The 17,020-nt window shown below is 70.2% G+C and carries 10 protein-coding genes; 8 read left to right on the top strand and 2 right to left on the bottom strand.

Translation table 11 applies throughout. From position 1 onward, the window contains the following. Nucleotides 1–146: 146 nt before the first annotated feature. Both sucD and sucC read right to left on the bottom strand, forming a co-directional pair. Entirely contained in the window at nucleotides 147–1,031 is an 885-nt protein-coding gene (gene sucD, locus ACFY12_RS04650) for a succinate--CoA ligase subunit alpha (protein WP_390714220.1), read from the bottom strand. A gap of 21 nt (nucleotides 1,032–1,052) precedes the next feature. Next, a complete protein-coding gene (gene sucC / locus ACFY12_RS04655; RefSeq protein WP_390714221.1) occupies nucleotides 1,053–2,231 on the bottom strand; it encodes an ADP-forming succinate--CoA ligase subunit beta in 1,179 nt (392 codons plus the stop codon). A 694-nt stretch (nucleotides 2,232–2,925) separates the two neighbouring features. On the opposite strand from sucC, the gene ACFY12_RS04660 reads away from it, so the two are divergent. The 8 genes from ACFY12_RS04660 (at nucleotide 2,926) to ACFY12_RS04695 (ending at nucleotide 17,018) form a co-directional block, all read left to right on the top strand. Then, the gene (locus tag ACFY12_RS04660) at nucleotides 2,926–4,782 is read left to right on the top strand and encodes a phage tail sheath family protein (protein WP_390714222.1); all 1,857 of its coding nucleotides are present in this window, start codon (nucleotides 2,926–2,928) and stop codon (nucleotides 4,780–4,782) included. A 106-nt stretch (nucleotides 4,783–4,888) separates the two neighbouring features. Continuing rightward, nucleotides 4,889–5,413 carry a phage tail protein gene (locus ACFY12_RS04665; RefSeq protein ID WP_390714223.1) on the top strand — a complete coding sequence of 175 codons (525 nt, stop codon included), beginning with the start codon at nucleotides 4,889–4,891 and terminating at the stop codon, nucleotides 5,411–5,413. A 97-nt stretch (nucleotides 5,414–5,510) separates the two neighbouring features. Next, the gene (locus tag ACFY12_RS04670) at nucleotides 5,511–6,275 is read left to right on the top strand and encodes a hypothetical protein (protein ID WP_390714224.1); all 765 of its coding nucleotides are present in this window, start codon (nucleotides 5,511–5,513) and stop codon (nucleotides 6,273–6,275) included. Next, a complete protein-coding gene (locus tag ACFY12_RS04675) occupies nucleotides 6,268–7,113 on the top strand; it encodes a hypothetical protein (protein ID WP_390714225.1) in 846 nt (281 codons plus the stop codon). The genes ACFY12_RS04670 and ACFY12_RS04675 overlap by 8 nt, the downstream gene beginning before the upstream one ends. Beyond that, nucleotides 7,110–7,925: a DUF4255 domain-containing protein gene (locus tag ACFY12_RS04680; protein ID WP_390714226.1), complete on the top strand. Its 816-nt coding sequence runs from the start codon at nucleotides 7,110–7,112 to the stop codon at nucleotides 7,923–7,925. The genes ACFY12_RS04675 and ACFY12_RS04680 overlap by 4 nt, the downstream gene beginning before the upstream one ends. A gap of 32 nt (nucleotides 7,926–7,957) precedes the next feature. After that, nucleotides 7,958–9,910 carry an ATP-binding protein gene (locus ACFY12_RS04685; protein WP_390714227.1) on the top strand — a complete coding sequence of 651 codons (1,953 nt, stop codon included), beginning with the start codon at nucleotides 7,958–7,960 and terminating at the stop codon, nucleotides 9,908–9,910. Next, complete coding sequence (locus ACFY12_RS04690) at nucleotides 9,901–10,308, top strand: hypothetical protein (protein ID WP_390714228.1); 408 nt, start codon at nucleotides 9,901–9,903, stop codon at nucleotides 10,306–10,308. Before ACFY12_RS04685 ends, ACFY12_RS04690 begins: the two co-directional genes overlap by 10 nt. Then, nucleotides 10,305–17,018, top strand: coding sequence for a DUF4157 domain-containing protein (locus ACFY12_RS04695; RefSeq protein WP_390714229.1), 6,714 nt, complete (start codon nucleotides 10,305–10,307; stop codon nucleotides 17,016–17,018). The genes ACFY12_RS04690 and ACFY12_RS04695 overlap by 4 nt, the downstream gene beginning before the upstream one ends. Nucleotides 17,019–17,020 lie beyond the last annotated feature (2 nt).

The raw sequence follows: 17,020 nt of genomic DNA on the forward strand, positions 1-17,020 counted from the left end.
TAACGAGGCAGGTCCACGTGGTATTCCCGAAGGACCTCAGCCGTTCAGCTGGTTCAGCTGCTCCAGCCGTTCAGCTGCGCCAGCCGCTCAGCCGCTCCAACCGCTCAGCCGCTCAGCTGCTTCAGCCGCTCAGCTGCTCAGCTGCTTCAGCCGTTCAGGATCTGGCGGGCCAGGACCGCCGTCTCCGACGGGGTCTTGCCGACCTTGACGCCGGCGGCCTCCAGGGCCTCCTTCTTCGCCTGGGCGGTGCCGGAGGAGCCGGAGACGATGGCGCCGGCGTGGCCCATGGTCTTGCCCTCGGGCGCGGTGAAGCCCGCGACGTAGCCGACGACCGGCTTGGTGACGTTGGCCTTGATGAAGTCGGCCGCGCGCTCCTCGGCGTCGCCGCCGATCTCGCCGATCATCACGATCAGCTCGGTGTCGGGGTCCGCCTCGAACGCGGCGAGGGCGTCGATGTGCGTGGTGCCGATGATCGGGTCGCCACCGATGCCGACGGCGGAGGAGAAGCCGATGTCGCGGAGCTCGTACATCATCTGGTACGTGAGCGTGCCGGACTTGGAGACCAGGCCGATGCGGCCCGGCTTCGTGATGTCGCCCGGGATGATGCCGGCGTTGGACTGACCGGGGGTGATGAGACCCGGGCAGTTCGGACCGATGATGCGGGTCTTGTTGCCCTTGGACTTCGCGTACGCCCAGAAGGCGGCGGAGTCGTGGACGGCGATACCCTCGGTGATCACGACCGCGAGCGGGATCTCGGCGTCGATGGCCTCGACGACGGCGGCCTTGGCGAAGGCCGGCGGCACGAAGAGGACGGAGACGTCGGCGCCCGTCTTCTCCATCGCTTCCTTGACGGAGCCGAAGACCGGGACGGACGTGCCGTCGAAGTCGACCTCGGTACCGGCCTTGCGCGGGTTGACGCCACCGACGATGTTGGTGCCGTCACCGAGCATCAGCTTGGTGTGCTTCATGCCAGTGGCACCGGTCATGCCCTGGACGATGACCTTGCTTTCCTTGGTGAGGAAGATAGCCATGGTGTTGGAGTCCCTCGTCCCTTACTTCGCAGCCGCGAGCTCGGCGGCCTTGTCGGCCGCGCCGTCCATGGTGTCCACGCGCTGGACCAGCGGGTGGTTGGCGTCCGACAGGATCTTGCGACCCAGCTCCGCGTTGTTGCCGTCGAGGCGGACGACCAGGGGCTTGGTGACCTCCTCGCCCTTGGACTTCAGCAGCTCCAGGGCCTGGACGATGCCCTTGGCGACCTCGTCGCAGGCGGTGATGCCACCGAAGACGTTGACGAACACGGACTTGACGTCCGGGTCGCCGAGGATGATCTCCAGGCCGTTCGCCATGACCTCGGCGGAGGCGCCGCCACCGATGTCGAGGAAGTTGGCGGGCTTGACGTTGTCGTGCTTCTCGCCGGCGTAGGCGACGACGTCGAGGGTGCTCATGACGAGACCCGCGCCGTTGCCGATGATGCCGACCTGGCCGTCGAGCTTGACGTAGTTCAGGCCCTTGGCCTTCGCGGCGGCCTCGAGCGGGTTGGCCGCGGCCTTGTCCTCGAGGGCCTCGTGCTCCGGCTGGCGGAACTCGGCGTTGGCGTCCAGCGAGACCTTGCCGTCGAGGGCGAGGACGTCACCGCTGGCGACCTTGGCGAGCGGGTTGACCTCGACGAGGAGCGCGTCCTCCTTGATGAAGGTCTCCCACAGGGTGACGAGGATGTCGGCGACCTTGCCGGCGACCTCGGCCGGGAACTTCGCGGCCTCGACGATCTCGCGGGCCTTCTCCGGGGTCACACCCTCGTTGGCGTCGATCGGGGTCTTGGCGACGGCCTCGGGGCGCTCCTCCGCCACCTGCTCGATCTCCACGCCGCCCTCGACGGAGGCGATGGAGAGGAAGGTGCGGTTGGTGCGGTCGAGGAGGAAGGAGACGTAGTACTCCTCCGCGATCTCCGGTGCGGTCTCGGCGATCATCACCTTGTGGACCGTGTGGCCCTTGATGTCCATGCCGAGGATGTCCGTCGCGCGGGCGACGGCCTCGTCCGGGGTGGCGGCCAGCTTCACGCCACCGGCCTTGCCGCGGCCGCCGACCTTGACCTGGGCCTTGACGACCGACTTGCCGCCCAGTCGCTCCGTCGCCTCGCGCGCCGCCTCAGGCGTGTCGATGACTTCACCGGCCAGCACCGGTACACCGTGCTTGGCGAAGAGGTCCCTCGCCTGGTACTCGAACAGGTCCACGCGCGTCCGTCCCTTGTCTTCTCAGAATCGCCGTAGTGATCGCGGTTCGTTGTCTGCGATGGGCGTGCCGCGAAGGGCAACGTGACGGCGGTGTCACAGGGGAGGCGTACACGGTGACCGGATACGCGGCATGTCCGTCTCGCAGGTTATCGCCGCAGGACGTGAGGCCCTAAATCACAGATCACACTCCAGCGGTGATTACGGTCACAGATCCCGGGCCGCACGCTCCGCGTTCACGCGCCCACGCATTGCTACGCACCGTGACGAAGAGGTTTCGGGAGAGCAGGAATCCGCTTGGAAAGAACGTGCGACGCACCCGCACAACACCTTCGCAGCCGGAGTCCGGAAAGAGCCTTGTCCGATCAACTCCCCCCATTGCACACTGCGTTGAGCACTTTCGCATCAGGAGTCACAAGCCGGAACCGCGGCCGGAATCGCAGCCGAAACCGCAGCTGAAACCGCGCGCTCCGGGCTTGGTCCCGTGCAGGTCGTCCGGCAGCCCACGGACCGCCCGCACCGGATGCAGACGGGGGAACTTGATGAGCAGTGGGGGGATGCGCGACCACGGCCGGTGCGGTGTGCCGTCGTGGGCTGGTCCGCACCCGAGTCCCTCCCCTCTCCTCCCGCCACCCCTCCCGGCTTTCTCGATGTCCTGGTGCCCTCACATTCGGTGCCTGAAGGGATTGGAGGGGGAATGCCGACACATACCGCCCATCGGGGCTACCCCGGCGTCTATGTCGAAGAGCTTCCCAGCAGCGTCCGCAGCATCACCACCGTCACCACCTCCGTGACCGCGTTCGTCGGCCACACCCGGCGCGGCCCGCTCAACCAGCCGGTACGGATCACCAGCTTCGCCGACTTCGAGCGCCGCTTCGGCGGGCTGACCTCGCAGAGCCCGGTCGCGTACGCCGTCCACCAGTTCTTCGGCAACGGCGGCACGGTCGCCGTGATCGTCCGGGTCACCAAGGCCGGCAGCGGCGAGGCCGCCCACGCCACCCTGGAGTCCACCGAGGGGCACAGCCAGTGCCCGGTGCTGAAGGTGTACGCCAAGGAGCCCGGCGTCTGGGGCGACGGCCTGCGCGTGGCCGTGGACTACGACACCCCGTGTCCGGAGGAGACCTTCAACCTCCAGGTCCTCGACGCACACGGCCACTCCCGCGAATCCTTCACCGGCCTGTCCATGGACTCCTGCCACGGCCGCTACGCCGAAACGGTGATCAACGCCGGCTCCGCGCTGATCCGCGCCGAAGTCGTCGGCGAGGGCCGCCCGGACCCCTCCGGCACCGTCTCCAAGGCCTTCCACCATGAACTCCCGGACCTGAACGTCGAATTGACCGTCAAGATCGGCGAGGTGGAGCGGGAGTTCACCCTCTACGACCCGGACTGCGACGGCGAGCCGCCCTGCGACGTCACCGAGCTGGCCCTCCTCCTGGAACGCAAGCTGCGCGCCCTGCCGGACGCCCCCGGCAAGCACGCCTTCGCCGGCGCCGAGGTCATCCCCTTCGGCCACCGCATCCAGGTCGTGGCCGGGTCCACCGACCCGCGCGACATCGTCCGCTTCCTCGGCGAGTGCGCCAACGACCTCGGCCTGGAGGCGTCCGTCAACCCGCCGGTGTTCCCGCTGTGCGGCGGCGAGGACGGTGACCCGCCCGGCCCCCGCGACCTGATCGGCAGCGAGGCCCACAAGAGCGGCCTCCAGGCGCTGCGCGACGTCGACGACGTCAACCTGCTCGCCCTGCCCGAGCTGGCCTCGTACGAAAGCACCGACGACATCGTCTCCGTCCTCTCCGCGGCCGAGCGGCTCTGCCAGGAGCGCCGGATCTTCCTCCTCGTCGACGCGCCCGCCGCCTGGGGCGGCGTGGACGCCGCCCGGGCCGGAATCGCCGCGTTCGCACCCGTCCGCGGAAACCACTCCGCCCTCTACTTCCCGCACCTCCAGCTCACCGACCCGCTCTCCGGCCGGCTGCGCTCCTTCCCTCCGTGCGGCGCGATCGCCGGTGTCATCGCCCGTACGGATGGCGAGCGCGGGGTATGGAAGGCGCCTGCGGGAACCGAGGCCCGGCTGGCGGGAGTTCACTCCCTCGCCGTCAAGCTGACGGACCGTGAGCACGGCTTGCTCAACCCGCTCGGCATCAACTGCCTGCGTACGTTCCCGCTGGTCGGCCCGTTGGTATGGGGCGCCCGTACGCTGCAGGGCGCGGACGCCCTCGACAGCGAGTGGAAGTACGTACCGGTCCGGCGGCTGGCCCTGCACATCGAGGAGAGCCTGCTGCGGGGCCTCCAGTGGGTCGTCTTCGAGCCCAACAACGAACAGCTCTGGCTCCAGATCCGTCTCAACGTCTCGGCATACCTGCACTCCCTCTTCGAGAAGGGCGCCTTCAAGGGCAGCACGCCGCGGCAGGCGTACTTCGTGAAATGCGACAAGGACACCACGACGGAGGCCGACATCGAGAACGGGATCGTGAACGTCGTGGTCGGTATCGCGCCCGTCAAGCCCGCGGAGTTCGTGATCGTCAAGATCCAGCAGATGGCGGGCCAGTTCGAGGTCTAGGTCTAGGTCTAGGTCTAGTTACAGGTCCAGATCAAGGTCACGGTCCAGATCAAGGTCAAGGTCAAGGTCCAGGTCAAGTTCTACTGAAGGAAACTGAAGGAATCCGATGGCAGAGTTCCAGATCAACGCCCATCGCTTTGACCCGTACAAGAACTTCAAGTTCCTGGTCCTGTGGGACGGCCGTACGGTCGCGGGCGTCAGCAAGATCAGCCCGCTGAAGCGGACGACGGAGGTCGTCAAGCACCGGAACGGCGGCGACCCCAGCTCACCGCGCAAGTCGCCGGGGCGCTCCGAGTTCGAGGGCATCACCCTGGAGCGCGGGGTCACCCACGACCCGGAGTTCGACCGCTGGGCCAACAAGGTCTGGCAGGTCGGCGCGGGTCTCGGCGCCGAGGTCTCACTGGCCGACTTCCGCAAGGACATCATCATCCAGGTCCTCAACGAGGCCGGCCAGGTCGCCGTCTCGCACAAGATCTACCGCTCCTGGCCGAGCGAATACCAGGTCCTGGGCGAGATGGACGCCAACGCCAACGCCGTCGCCATCCAGAGCCTGAAGCTGGAGTGCGAGGGCTGGGAGCGCGATTACGAGGTCCCGGAACCGGAGGAGCCGTCGTTCACGCACCCGGCGTGAGCCTGGCCTCCCACGCCCCTGAGGCAGTGCGGGAGCAAGGCAGCGCGGGAGCCAGGCAGCGCGGGAGCGCCGAACGGGACCGAACGGGGGTGAACGCATGACGGTCGCCGGGCCGACGGAACTCCTGGCCATCTGGGAGGCCGGGCTGGCCGAGCAGGGCAGCGGCCGGGCCCTGCTGCTGCATCGCGCTGCCCGCCCCGAGGCCGGCCCCGACGCGCTGCTGTCGGTGCCGCTCGGGGAGCGGGCGGCCGATCTGTTCGCGCTGCGCCGGGCGCTGTTCGGGGAGCGGATGCAGGTCACCCTGGACTGCGCCGATCCGGAGTGCGGTGCGGCGCTGGAGTTCGAGCTCGACGCAGCCGAGCTGGGCCCCGCCCGGCCACAAGTGCCCGAGGGTGGCCTGCGGGTGGCGGCGGACGGGTGGGTGGTGCGGTTCCGGCTGCCGTGCCCGGCCGATCTCACAGCCGCCGCGGAGGAGGCCGCGGTGGCGGAGGACGCCCGGCGGCTGCTGGGTGCCCGTTGCGTCCTGTCGGCGGTACGGGACGACGGGCGCGAGGTGACGGGCCAGGAGGACCTCGCGCGGCTGCTGCCCGACCCGGTGCTCAAGCGGTTCGGCGAAGCGGCCCAAGAGGCCGATCCAGCGGCCGAGTCGGCACTGAACATCACCTGTCCGGAGTGCGGCGCGGCCACCCCGGCGGAGCTGGACATCGCGGCGTACCTGTGGACCGAACTGGACGCCTGGGCACGCGATGTGCTCCTGGACGTGCATCTGCTCGCGTCGGCCTACGGCTGGAGCGAGCCCGAGATCCTGGCGCTGAGTCCCCTGCGGCGCCGCTACTACCTGGAGCTGTGCGCAGATGCCTGACGACTACTTCGGCCGGTTGCTGGCGCGGTACGCACCCGAGCGGCCCGGGGCCCCGTCCGCGGACCGGTCTGCGGACCCGTTCGCGGCCGCGTCCGACGGCCGTACGTACGGGACCGACGGCCGCGCGGACGGGGACGGGGCCGCCCGGCGCACGCTCGTACGGCCGCGGCTGCCCGGCCCGTTCGAGCGGATCGAAGCGCTGCGGGGCGCGTCCGGCGAACCGGGCGTGCCGGACGCTCCGGCGCCACCGTCTCCGCGGGCGGCGTGGTCGCCGCCGTTCGACGGGGAACGGATCCGGTACGAGCGGGAGATCAGGACCACCGAGCGCGAGCGGCGGACGACCGTCCTGCGGGGCGAGGAGGCGCCACGCGGCGCTGCCGACGGCCTTATCGGGCCGGCGGTGCGGCCGGCGGCCCCGCTGCTGCGGCCCGCGGCGTCCGTCGAGCCGGGGCCGCGCCGGGCCGCGTCCGAGGCCGTACGCCCGCGGCGGCCCGGGGCGGGAGCTGAGGACAGCGGTCCCGGCGCGGGTGCGAGGTCCTCGGTGTCCGCCCGCGCGCAGGCGGACACCGGCCTGCTGGCCTCGCCCCCGGCGCTGCGCCCGCGTACGGACGACGGACCGGCCGCCGCCCGGAACGCCGCGGCGCGGGCCGCGGTCTCCGGGCGACGCGGACAGCGCGGCGCCGAACGGGTGGTGCACGTACAGATCGGCCGTCTGGAGGTCCATGCGGCGAGTACCGAACGACTCCCGGGGAGCGGCCGGCCGGCGCGTACGGAGCGGCGGGCGCCCTCGCTGAGCCTCGCGGACTACCTGGCGCGCGGAGAGGGGGCCGGCCGATGAGCAACGCTCTCGCCGTCGCGACGGTCACCCAGGCCCTGGCACTGCTGATCGAGCACAATCTGCACCCGGAGCTCGATATCGCCGTGTCGGTGGAGACCCGTAAGCCGCCGTCCGACCCGCCGACGGAACCGACGATCACGGTCTTCCTCTACCAGGTCACCCACAACCCGTCGATGCGCAACAACGACCTGGTCACCCGCGCCTCCGACGGAACGCTGATCAAGCGGTCCGCCGCCGCGATCGATCTGCACTTCCTGATCAGCGCGTACGGCGAGGAGACCGAGCTGGTCGGGCAGCGGCTGATCGGGAGTGTGGTGCGCACTCTGCACGAAATCCCCATGCTGTCCAAGGAGTTGATCGAGGAGGCGGCCCGGCGTCCCTGTCTGGAGGGCAGCGACCTCGCCGATGCGCTGCAGCGGGTCCGTTTCACACCGACCCAGATGGACGTCGACGAGACGTCGAAGCTCTGGGGGATGCTCCACAACACGCCGTACGCACTGTCGGTCGTGTACCAGGCGTCGCTGGTGCTGCTGGACGGGCATGAGAAGCCGAAGCCGGCGAAGCCGGTGGAACGGCCGGAGGTGACGGCGCTGCCGTTCGGGGCGCCGGGTGCGCCGGAGACGCCGGGTGCGCCGGAGACGCCGGCATCTCCGGAACCTCCGGTGGAGACCACCGAGGCGGTGAAGGCCAAGCCCGCCGCGGCGAAGGCCGCCCGTCCTCGCGCCTCCCGCACCACCCGTAACTCCCGTGCGTCCCGTACCCGGAAGGCGACCGACAAGTCCACCGCACGTGACGACGGCGAGGAGAGCTGAGCGGGGTGCGCGGAGCGGGCGGAGCGGATGACATGAACAGTGGCGGCGACGGGGCGCTGGCGGCGGCCGTACGGTCCGTACTGGCGCGCCTGGACGCCCATGCGGCGCGAGCCGACCGGACCACGGAGGCCGCCGGGCCCACCGAGCCCACCAAGGCCGCGACCCCACCCACCGCCACTCTCGACGCGCTGACCGCCTGCTTCGGCCTCAGCCCCTTCGAGCAGGAGATCGTCCTCCTGGCCGCCGCGGCCGAACTGGACCCGACGACCGGCGCCCGCTGCGCCGCCGCGAGCGCCGACCCCGGCCACACCCACCCCACCTTCGCCCTCGCCCTGGCCGCGCTCACCGACCCGCACTGGAGCGCCCTCACCCCCGTCGCCCCGCTGCGCCGCTGGCAGCTGATCGAGCTGGACGACGAGACCCGCCTGACCACCACCCGCCTCCGCCTCGACGAACGCATCCTGCACTTCCTGGTCGGCGCGCCGTACCTGGACGCCAAGCTGCACGGTCTGCTGCGCCGTACGCACGCACCCGGCACCCTGCCGCCGTCGTACGACACCGCCGCGGACCGGGTCGCGGCAGGCTGGTCCGGCGCCGGCCCGGACTCCCCGCTCCGGGTGGAGCTGGTCGGCGCCGACCTCCGTACCCGCGCCGATATCGCGGCCACCGCGGCCCGCCGCTCGGGGCTCGGCCTGTACTCCATGGCCGCCGACGACATCCCGGCCGACCCCGCCGCACGCGACCGGCTGGCCCGCCTGTGGCAACGCGAGGCGATCCTGCTGCCCGCCGCCCTCCTCGTCGAGGTCGGCGAGCTGGACCGCGAGCAGCATGCCGCCGCAGACGCGTTCATCGTGGGCGCGGCCGTCCCGCTCGTCGTCTCCAGCCCGGACCCGCGCCGGACCGGCCACCCCCGCGGTGAGCGGGTGACCGTGCCCAGGCTCTCCGACGAGGAGCAACTCGGCCTCTGGCGGGACGCCTTCGTGGGCATCGATGACGTGACGGAACATCATCTCGGCGCTCTCGTCGCCCAGTTCCAGCTTCCGGCGCACGTCGTACGATCGGCCGCCGCCACCGTGCGCCGCGATCTCCTCGAGGAGACGCGTCTGCCGTCCTCCGGCGCCCTGGACGCCGCCGAGCTGGCCTGGCGGGCCGGTCTGACCGAGGCCCGGATGGGGCTGGACGAGCTGGGCCGCCGGATCGAGCCGCGGGCCGGCTGGGACGATCTGGTCCTCGCCGAACGGCAGACGCGCATCCTCCAGGAGATCGTCGCGCACGTACGCCGGCGCGGGACCGTCCACCAGGAGTGGGGGTTCGCGAAGTCGCTCCGCAGCGGCCTGGGCGTCACCGCGCTCTTCGCGGGCGGCTCCGGTACGGGCAAGACGCTGGCCGCCGAGGTCATGGCCAAGGAGCTGGGCCTGGATCTGTTCATCATCGACCTCTCCCAGGTCGTCAGCAAATACATCGGTGAGACGGAGAAGAACCTCAGCAAGGTCTTCGACGCGGCGGAGCGGGGCGGGGCGCTGCTCCTCTTCGACGAGGCGGACGCGTTGTTCGGCAAGCGCAGCGAGGTCAAGGACAGCCACGACCGTTACGCGAACCTGGAGGTCAGCTACCTGCTGATGCGGATGGAGGCGTACCGCGGCCTGGCCGTCCTCACCACCAACATGAAGAAGGCGCTGGACTCCGCCTTCATGCGCCGTATCCGGTTCGTCGTCGACTTCCCCTTCCCGGGAGAGAAGGAGCGGGCGGAGATCTGGCGCCGGGTGCTGCCCGCCCAGGCTCCCGTGAAGGGCATCGAACCCTCCCTGCTCGCCCAACTCACCGTCTCCGGCGGCTCGATCCGCAATATCGCGCTCTCGGGTGCCTTCCTGGCCGCCGACGAAGGCGACCGCCTCCAGATGCGCCATATGCTGGCCGCCGCCCGCACCGAGTACCTGAAGCTGGAACGTTCCCTGACCCCGTCGGAGGTCCAGGGATGGGTCTGAACGAGAGCACCGGACGACCACCGGGCACAGGTCCGGCGGAGGTGGCGCCGCAGTCCGCATCGCGCTTCCGTATCGACATCGGCGAGCTCGTCCTCGACGGCTTCGACGCGCGCGTCGACCCCGGCCGCGTCACCGCCGCGTTCCAGGCCGAGCTGGCCCGGCTCGTCCGCGAACGCGGGGTGCCACTGGCGGAGGACGGCACGGGCGCGGCGCTGGACGGCCTCACCGGGCTCAGGCTGCCGCCCCTGCCCGCGGCCACCTCTCCCGCACGCCTGGGTGAGGCGCTGGCACGCGCGGTACACGCAGGACTCGCCGGACGCAGTGGACGCACCGAACTCACCGAACTCACCGGACGCGCTGGACACACGGGACGCACCGGACGGGGGAATACGCGATGAGTACGTCCCAGGCCGCCCAGGACACCCGCTCGGCCGCCCACGACAAGCGCCGCAAGCGCCGGGAACGAGCCGCCAAGTCCCGTGCCCCGGAGCCGAAGGACATCGTCAGCGGCGCGGGCCAGCCGCTGGACCTGAGCGTACGGCGCGAGCTGGAGGAGCGGCTCGGCCACGACTTCAGCCAGGTCCGCCTGCACACCGACCGGGGCTCCGGGCAACTGGCGGAGATGATGGGCGCGGACGCCTTCGCCGTCGGCCAGGACATCTTCTTCCGCGAGGGCACGTACCGCCCGGGCACTGCGGACGGCCGGCGGCTCCTGGCCCACGAACTGCTGCACACCGTCCAGAATCCGCACGGACTGGGGGCCCTTCGCGCGGGCCGTGACCTGGGGTCCGTCAGCCTGCCCCAGGAATCCGTCGAGCGGGAGGCGGAGTCGGCGGCGAGGGCTTCCGTACGGGACGCCCTACAGGGGGCCACGCGCGAGGAGGACCCGGCTGCCGGGGTCGAACCGGGCCGGGCGACTCCCGGCTGGCTCCGCTACGCGACGGCCGGCGCCGACCGCTCCCGTATCGAGCAGCTCGACCCGGCGACGCTGGTGGACCGGCTGGCGAACGGGGTGCTGCGATCGCTGCGGGGGGATCCGGAGGATCTGTCGGGGCGGGTGCGCGGAGAGCTCGCCCGGATGGGGCCGGAGCTCCAGGAATCGGTCCTCGACCGTCTCGAAGTCCGGCTGCTCGCCTCCGAGTTCGACCGGGTGCTGGATCTGACGGCCGAGGCCGAGGCCGCCGCGCCCCTTGCCCTTCAGCCGTCGAACGTCCCCGAGCCGGTACCGGACGCCCTCGCGCCGCTCCAGGACGAGAGGTCGGCGGCGGCCGGGCAGAGGGAGGGCAGGAAGGAGTCGCGGGAAGCACGGGACGAGGACGCCGCCGAGGAGAAGCAGAACACCAAGGGCCGGGACGGCGAGCGGGAACAGGACCGCTCCAGGGCGGAGCAGGACGCGGCGGCGGAGAAGAAGGAGGCCGGCGAGCGTACGGCGCAGGAGGACGAGCGCGCCCAGGAGCTCGCGGACTCCCGGAAGGAACAGCAGCGGGACGAGGAGAAGCAGGGCCAGGAACGCGAAAAGGCGGACCAGGCCGACGCGGAGAAGGCCGAGAAGGGTCAGGAGGGCGCCGAGCGCACCAAGGAGGAGCGCAAGGAGCAGCGGGAGCGGGAGGAGCGGGACCCCGAGCAGGCCAACCGGCCGGGCGCGGACAAGCGCAAGCGCCAGGACGACGCGGCGAAGCCGGCGGACGGGGCGAAGCCGGAGGAGGTCGATCCGAGGGCGAGGAAGCAGCCCGGTCCCGTACGCCCGGAGAAGGTCGACGAGCGCGGCGAGCAGCGCGACAGCGCACTCAGCGCACACGGCCTGCACGAGAAGGACGAGGACGAGGGCGAGCCGCGCGAGGAGGAGCGGCCCCTCGGGCTGGAGGCCGGCGCGGACAAGGAGGTCGACGGCGGGCAGGAGGAGAAGCGGGGCGGCGGCGGTGGCAAGGGCGAGGCGGAGCTGAAGCCCGAGGACCATCTGCCGGAGACCGATCCCGACCTGTCCTCCGTACCGACGGCGGAGAACCCTTCGGCCGCCATGCCGTCCTTCCCGGCGCCCCCGCCCACCAAGGCGGAGCGGATTCAGCAGGAGCGGGAGAACGATACCGGCCAGGAGGAGGACGAGGAGGCGCCGGAGGCCGAGGCCAAGGCGCCGGGTGAGGAGCGGGGCCCGGTCGAGGGCGAGGCGCCGCAGCCCGAGCACGGCCCCGCCGCCGACGCTCCCGACCGCAGCGAGAAGGACCTGGCGCCGGAGAAGCCGGTCGAGCAGGAGGTCGGCCCGGATCCGGAGAACGAGGAGAAGCCCGAACCGGAGCAGGAGGCCGAGGAGAAGAGCCCCGAACAGCAGCAGGACCAGGACGAGGACGGGGCCAAGGCCGCCCGGCAGGACGCCGGGGACCGTACGGCGGACGCGGACGGCGACTCGGGCGACGGGCAGGAGAAGCCGGACGCGGCCGAGGCGCAGGACGAGCAGGACGAGAAGAAGGAACAGGAGCGGCACGAGGAGAAGGCGGAGGCCAGGGGCCGTCCTGAGGGGGCGGCCGCCGAGAAGCCCGCATCGGCTGCCGCCGGCGGCGGGCCGGGCGCCGGTGCCACGGCCGCGCCCGCCGCTGCCTCCCGTCCCGCGGGGGCGCCGAAGGAGCAGACGCGGGCCGAGGACCGGCACCCCTCCCCCGCCGCGCGCCGTACCGCGCAGCCGGACAGGGCCGAGCGTACGGAGCGGGAAGCCGCCGCGCCGCGCAGCCAGATCCCCAAGGAGAGCGGGCCGGGTGCGGCGCCGAGCGGCTCCGTCGGTACGTCCGAGCCCGCGGGCGGACCGAAGGCGGCCGAGGGGCCGGGGGGCGCGCCGTCGGCGGCGAAGGCCGCGGTCGGCCCGGCCGGCGAACAGGCGGACAGCCCGGGCAAGTTGGGCGCACCCGCGCCGGAGGGGGCCAAGGCCAACCCCGAGGCGTCGCTGGAGAAGGACGGCGGCGGGTGCGCCCCGCCGGAGCCCTCCGGGGAGCAGGACGCCGGCGGGAAGGTGGGCTGTGGCGGGAGTGGCGGTGCGGCGGCCCCCGAGCGGGAGAAGAAGCCCGAGCCCCCGGACGTCTCCGGCCAGGACCCGAAGGCCGCGCTGAGTACGGTCGGCAAGCTCCCGCCCGACCAGGCGCAGCAGGCGCTGCCCGGTGTGGACGGCGCGGCGGAGAAGAAGGTCGCCGACGAGCAGCGGCGGCTGGACGCCAACCCCCCGAAGCGCGAACGTCCTTCGGGTGCCCCGCAGACGCAGTCGGCGCCCCCGCCGCCCGCTCCCGCCGCGGCCCCGGTCACCGGGAAGCTGGAGCGGGCCGGCGAGGAGCAGGACAAGGGCGAGCAGAAGGCCAAGGGCGGTGAGAAGGCCGAGGGCGCCAAGGCGACGGAGAACGTCCGGAAGCCGGAACTCCCGCCCAGCAAGGACGGCAAGATCACGGCGGGGGACGCGGACAGCGTGGCGGAGGCCGCCGACCGGGTTCCGACCACCGACCCCGAGCTGAGGAACAAGACGGTCGGGCCCGCGCCGAAGATCAAACTGGAGGGGAAGAGCGACCCGAAGCGTACGGATGAACAGGCCGATGCGCTGAAGAAGAAGCAGGGGAAGATCCAGGAGACGGGACGCGAGGACGCGTCCAAGCCGCTGGGCGAGGACAAGATCTTCCCGAACGCGCCGAAGGAGCAGCTGGCGGGCAAGGCCGCCGGGGGCCGTCGTCGCGGGGGCGGGGGCCGGGAACGCCCCTCGGCGGCCCCCAAGGAGGGCATCGGTGTCGTCGCCCAGCAGGAGAAGGGTGCCGAACTCCGCGGCGGGGCGAACGATGCCCAGGGACAGCTGACGGCCAAGGAGAAGGAACACCAGCAGGGCGAGCAGAAGTCCAAGCAGGAGAAGCAGGCCGAGATCGACAAGGAGGTCGCCGCCAACGCCGATCAGCAGACGGCGGAACGCGGCCGGGCGGCCGAGGAGGCCACCAAGGAGCGTCAGAACTGGCGCGATGAGCAGGACAAGAAGATCGAGGAGGCGGACAAGGAGACCGAGAAGGAGCACAAGGACAAGAACGGGAAGATCACCAAGGGCCGGGACGACAAGGACAAGGAGGTCTCGGACCGCAAGGACACCGACAACAAGGACATCGACAAGAAGCGCGAGGACGCCGAGAAGGAGGCGGAGAAGAAGAAGGAGGACGAGAAGAAGAAGTCCGACAGCCTCCTGGGCAAGCTGATCGGCGCGATCTCCGACTTCTTCGACAACCTGGTCAAACTCGTCTCCGATGTCTTCGACAAGGCCCGCGGCCTGATCAACGGCGTCATCGACAAGTTCAAGGAGTTCGCCGACAAGGCGATCGACTTCGTCCGCGACCTGGCCATCGACCTCATCAACAAGCTTGCGGACGCGCTCATCGCGGTCTGTGACGTCCTGCTCGCCGCGTTCCCCGAGCTCCGCGACAAGTTCCGCAACAAGATCAACGAGCTGCGCGACGCGGCCATCAACACTGTCAACAGGCTCGCGGACGGCCTGAAGAAGGCCGTCAACACGCTGCTGGACGCCCTTGCGGCCGGGCTCAACGCACTCCTAGACGTCCTGGAGGCGGGCATCAAGGCCGCCATCAACGTCTACAAGGCGGTGATCGTCGGCGCGCTGAAGTTCGCCCAGGCCGCCATCGACGCGATGGGCAAGTTCGCCGAACTCCTCGCCGACATCGCCCCCGACCCGGGCGGCTGGCTCGGCAAGGCCGGCAGCGCCGCGAAGGCCGGCATCCAGGACCACCTGTGGGACGCCATCAAGACCGGTGTGAAGCGCTGGTTCGACACCAAGGTCGAAGGCATCCTCGGCCTCGGCAAGGCCGTGATCAACGTCCTGGTCAAGGGCTGCATGTCGATCAAGCAGATCGGCAAGATGGCGTGGGACGCCATCATCGCCTCCCTCCCGATGATGATCGCCTCTCTCGTCATCGAGAAGCTCATCTCCTCCCTGATGCCTGCCGCCGGCGCCATCCTCACCATCCTCCAGGGGCTGCTGGCGGCCTGGCGCAGCATCAGCTCGATCATCGCGGCCTTCGGCAAGTTCTGGGCCTACCTGAAAGCGGTCAAGGCCGGCCCGGCCGCCTGCCTTTTCGCGGAGGCGGTCGCCGCCGGCATCGTCGCCCTCCTCGACTTCATCTCCAACTTCCTCCTCATCCGTCTGGAACGAGCGACGAAGGGCGTCGGCAAGCGCCTCAAGGCCATGGCCCAGAAGATCATGCAGGGCCTGAAGAAGACCGGGAAGGGCGCCCGCAAGGCAGCCGGCAAGGCCGTCAACGCCGCCAAGGGCGCCGTCCGCAAGGCCGCCCAGGCCCTCCGCAAGCCGGTGCGCCCGGCCAAACCGAGGGGCCCCCGCGTCCCGGACCGCCCCGGCCACTCCACCGACCGCAACCCCGGCGGCGGCCCGCCCGCCCACCAGCCGAAGACCCATCCCGACGGCCGCCCGACGAGCCGGACACCGGACCCGCTGAAGAAGAGGCGTGAGGACGAGGCGGACGTCAAAAAGGCCAAGGACGAGTCCGGCCCGGACAGGACGCCCGCCCAGGACGGTCCGGGCAAGGCGCCGGCCAAGGACGGACCGGACCTCAAGAAGAGCAAGGGTCCGGACAAGGACGCCCCTGACGCCAAGAAGAGCAAGACGCCGGCGAAGCCTCCGAAGAAGAAGGAGGTCGAGGCTCCCAAGCGCCCCAAGAAGCAGCGGCCGAAGTCGCCGCTGGGCCGCGCCCTGAAAAAGCTCAGGGGCACGATCAAGGCGGCCCTGAAGAAGACCAGGAACGCGGTCAAGACGCTGGGCAGGAAGCTCACCAAGAGCAAACTGGGCAAGTCGATCAAGAACACCGGGAAGAAGCTCTACGACAAGTTCAAGAAGAAGCGTCATGACTGGCGCGACGAGAAGAACAGACGCACCCGGCACAAGAAGCAGCGCAAGGACGACAAAAAGAAGAAAGAGAACACCAGGGAGTCGAAGTCGAAGCGCCTGGACAAGGCGGTCGACAGAATTCGCGCGATACTTAAGAAGCTTTTGCGTCCGGGGCTTCCGCAAGCCATACACCGCGGCACGCTCGCCGTACTGCGCCGATGGTACCGACTCACCACGCTGGAAAAGCGCGGCAATCGCGAGCGATTCGAGGATCATGCGACACTCAACCCGCCCGACAAGGTCATCGGCGGATTCAGCGACCCGAAGGACAGGACGGACTATCTGGAAGAACAGCAGCTCCCCGATCCGAAGATCCCTCCACGCAAGGAGGACGCACTACCACCGACGGCCGCCGCTTATATGAAGGGCGTTCCCAACATCGGCAACAAGAAAACCAAGGGAGAATATCTCAGCAGGGCCGCGAAGCATACCGGCGAGAAACCCAACGTGGCGGGCGCCGGACAGCCGCTCGGCTGGCAGTACATCACGCATAAGAACATGTCCAGGATGAAGGGGGAATCCTGGGTACGCATGCACCTCCTCCCGGAAGCTCTGGGCGGTAAGGCGGGCGGGGACAACCTGGTACCCGCGCGAAGCCAGCAGACCAACCTGACCTTCTACCGGGAAATCGAGGGGAATGCCTATGAGGACGTCCCGGATCCGTACAAGATGATCTGGTACGAGGCGGAAGCGAAATTCGGGTACGACGACTTCCCGGGCTTCCCCAGCCATATCAACGCGCGCTACGGCACGTACACGAAGAAGAAGGGGACGGGACGCTCCCCCCGCGACTGGCGGGAAGACCCGGGCGCGAAGGACTCCTACGCCCAGACGAAGATCCCGAAGCCCGATCCCTCGGAACACAACAAACTCCCCATCAACAGCGCCGGCCCCAGCCAGATAAGGAACTTCCTCGGTCCCGAGACGCTGGAGGAGCGAGAGGCCCGATACCTGGCAGGGGTCACCGGCGACGGCGCGCGCTACACCAAGGATGCGGACGGCAACAGGATTCCCATCCCCCGGACGGTATTTCGCGGCCCGGCGGACGTAAGGAAATTCCTGACGGACAAACGGAATGAATCCAGGGGAAACAGAACACTCCCGAACCTGGAGCGGATCATGGCGAAAATAAACGAACGGAAGAAGGAAATCAACTGGGGCAATCCGTTTGAAAACTCCCGATGAAA

It is taken from the genome of Streptomyces sp. NPDC001339 (assembly GCF_042895955.1).
Lineage (GTDB): Bacteria > Actinomycetota > Actinomycetes > Streptomycetales > Streptomycetaceae > Streptomyces.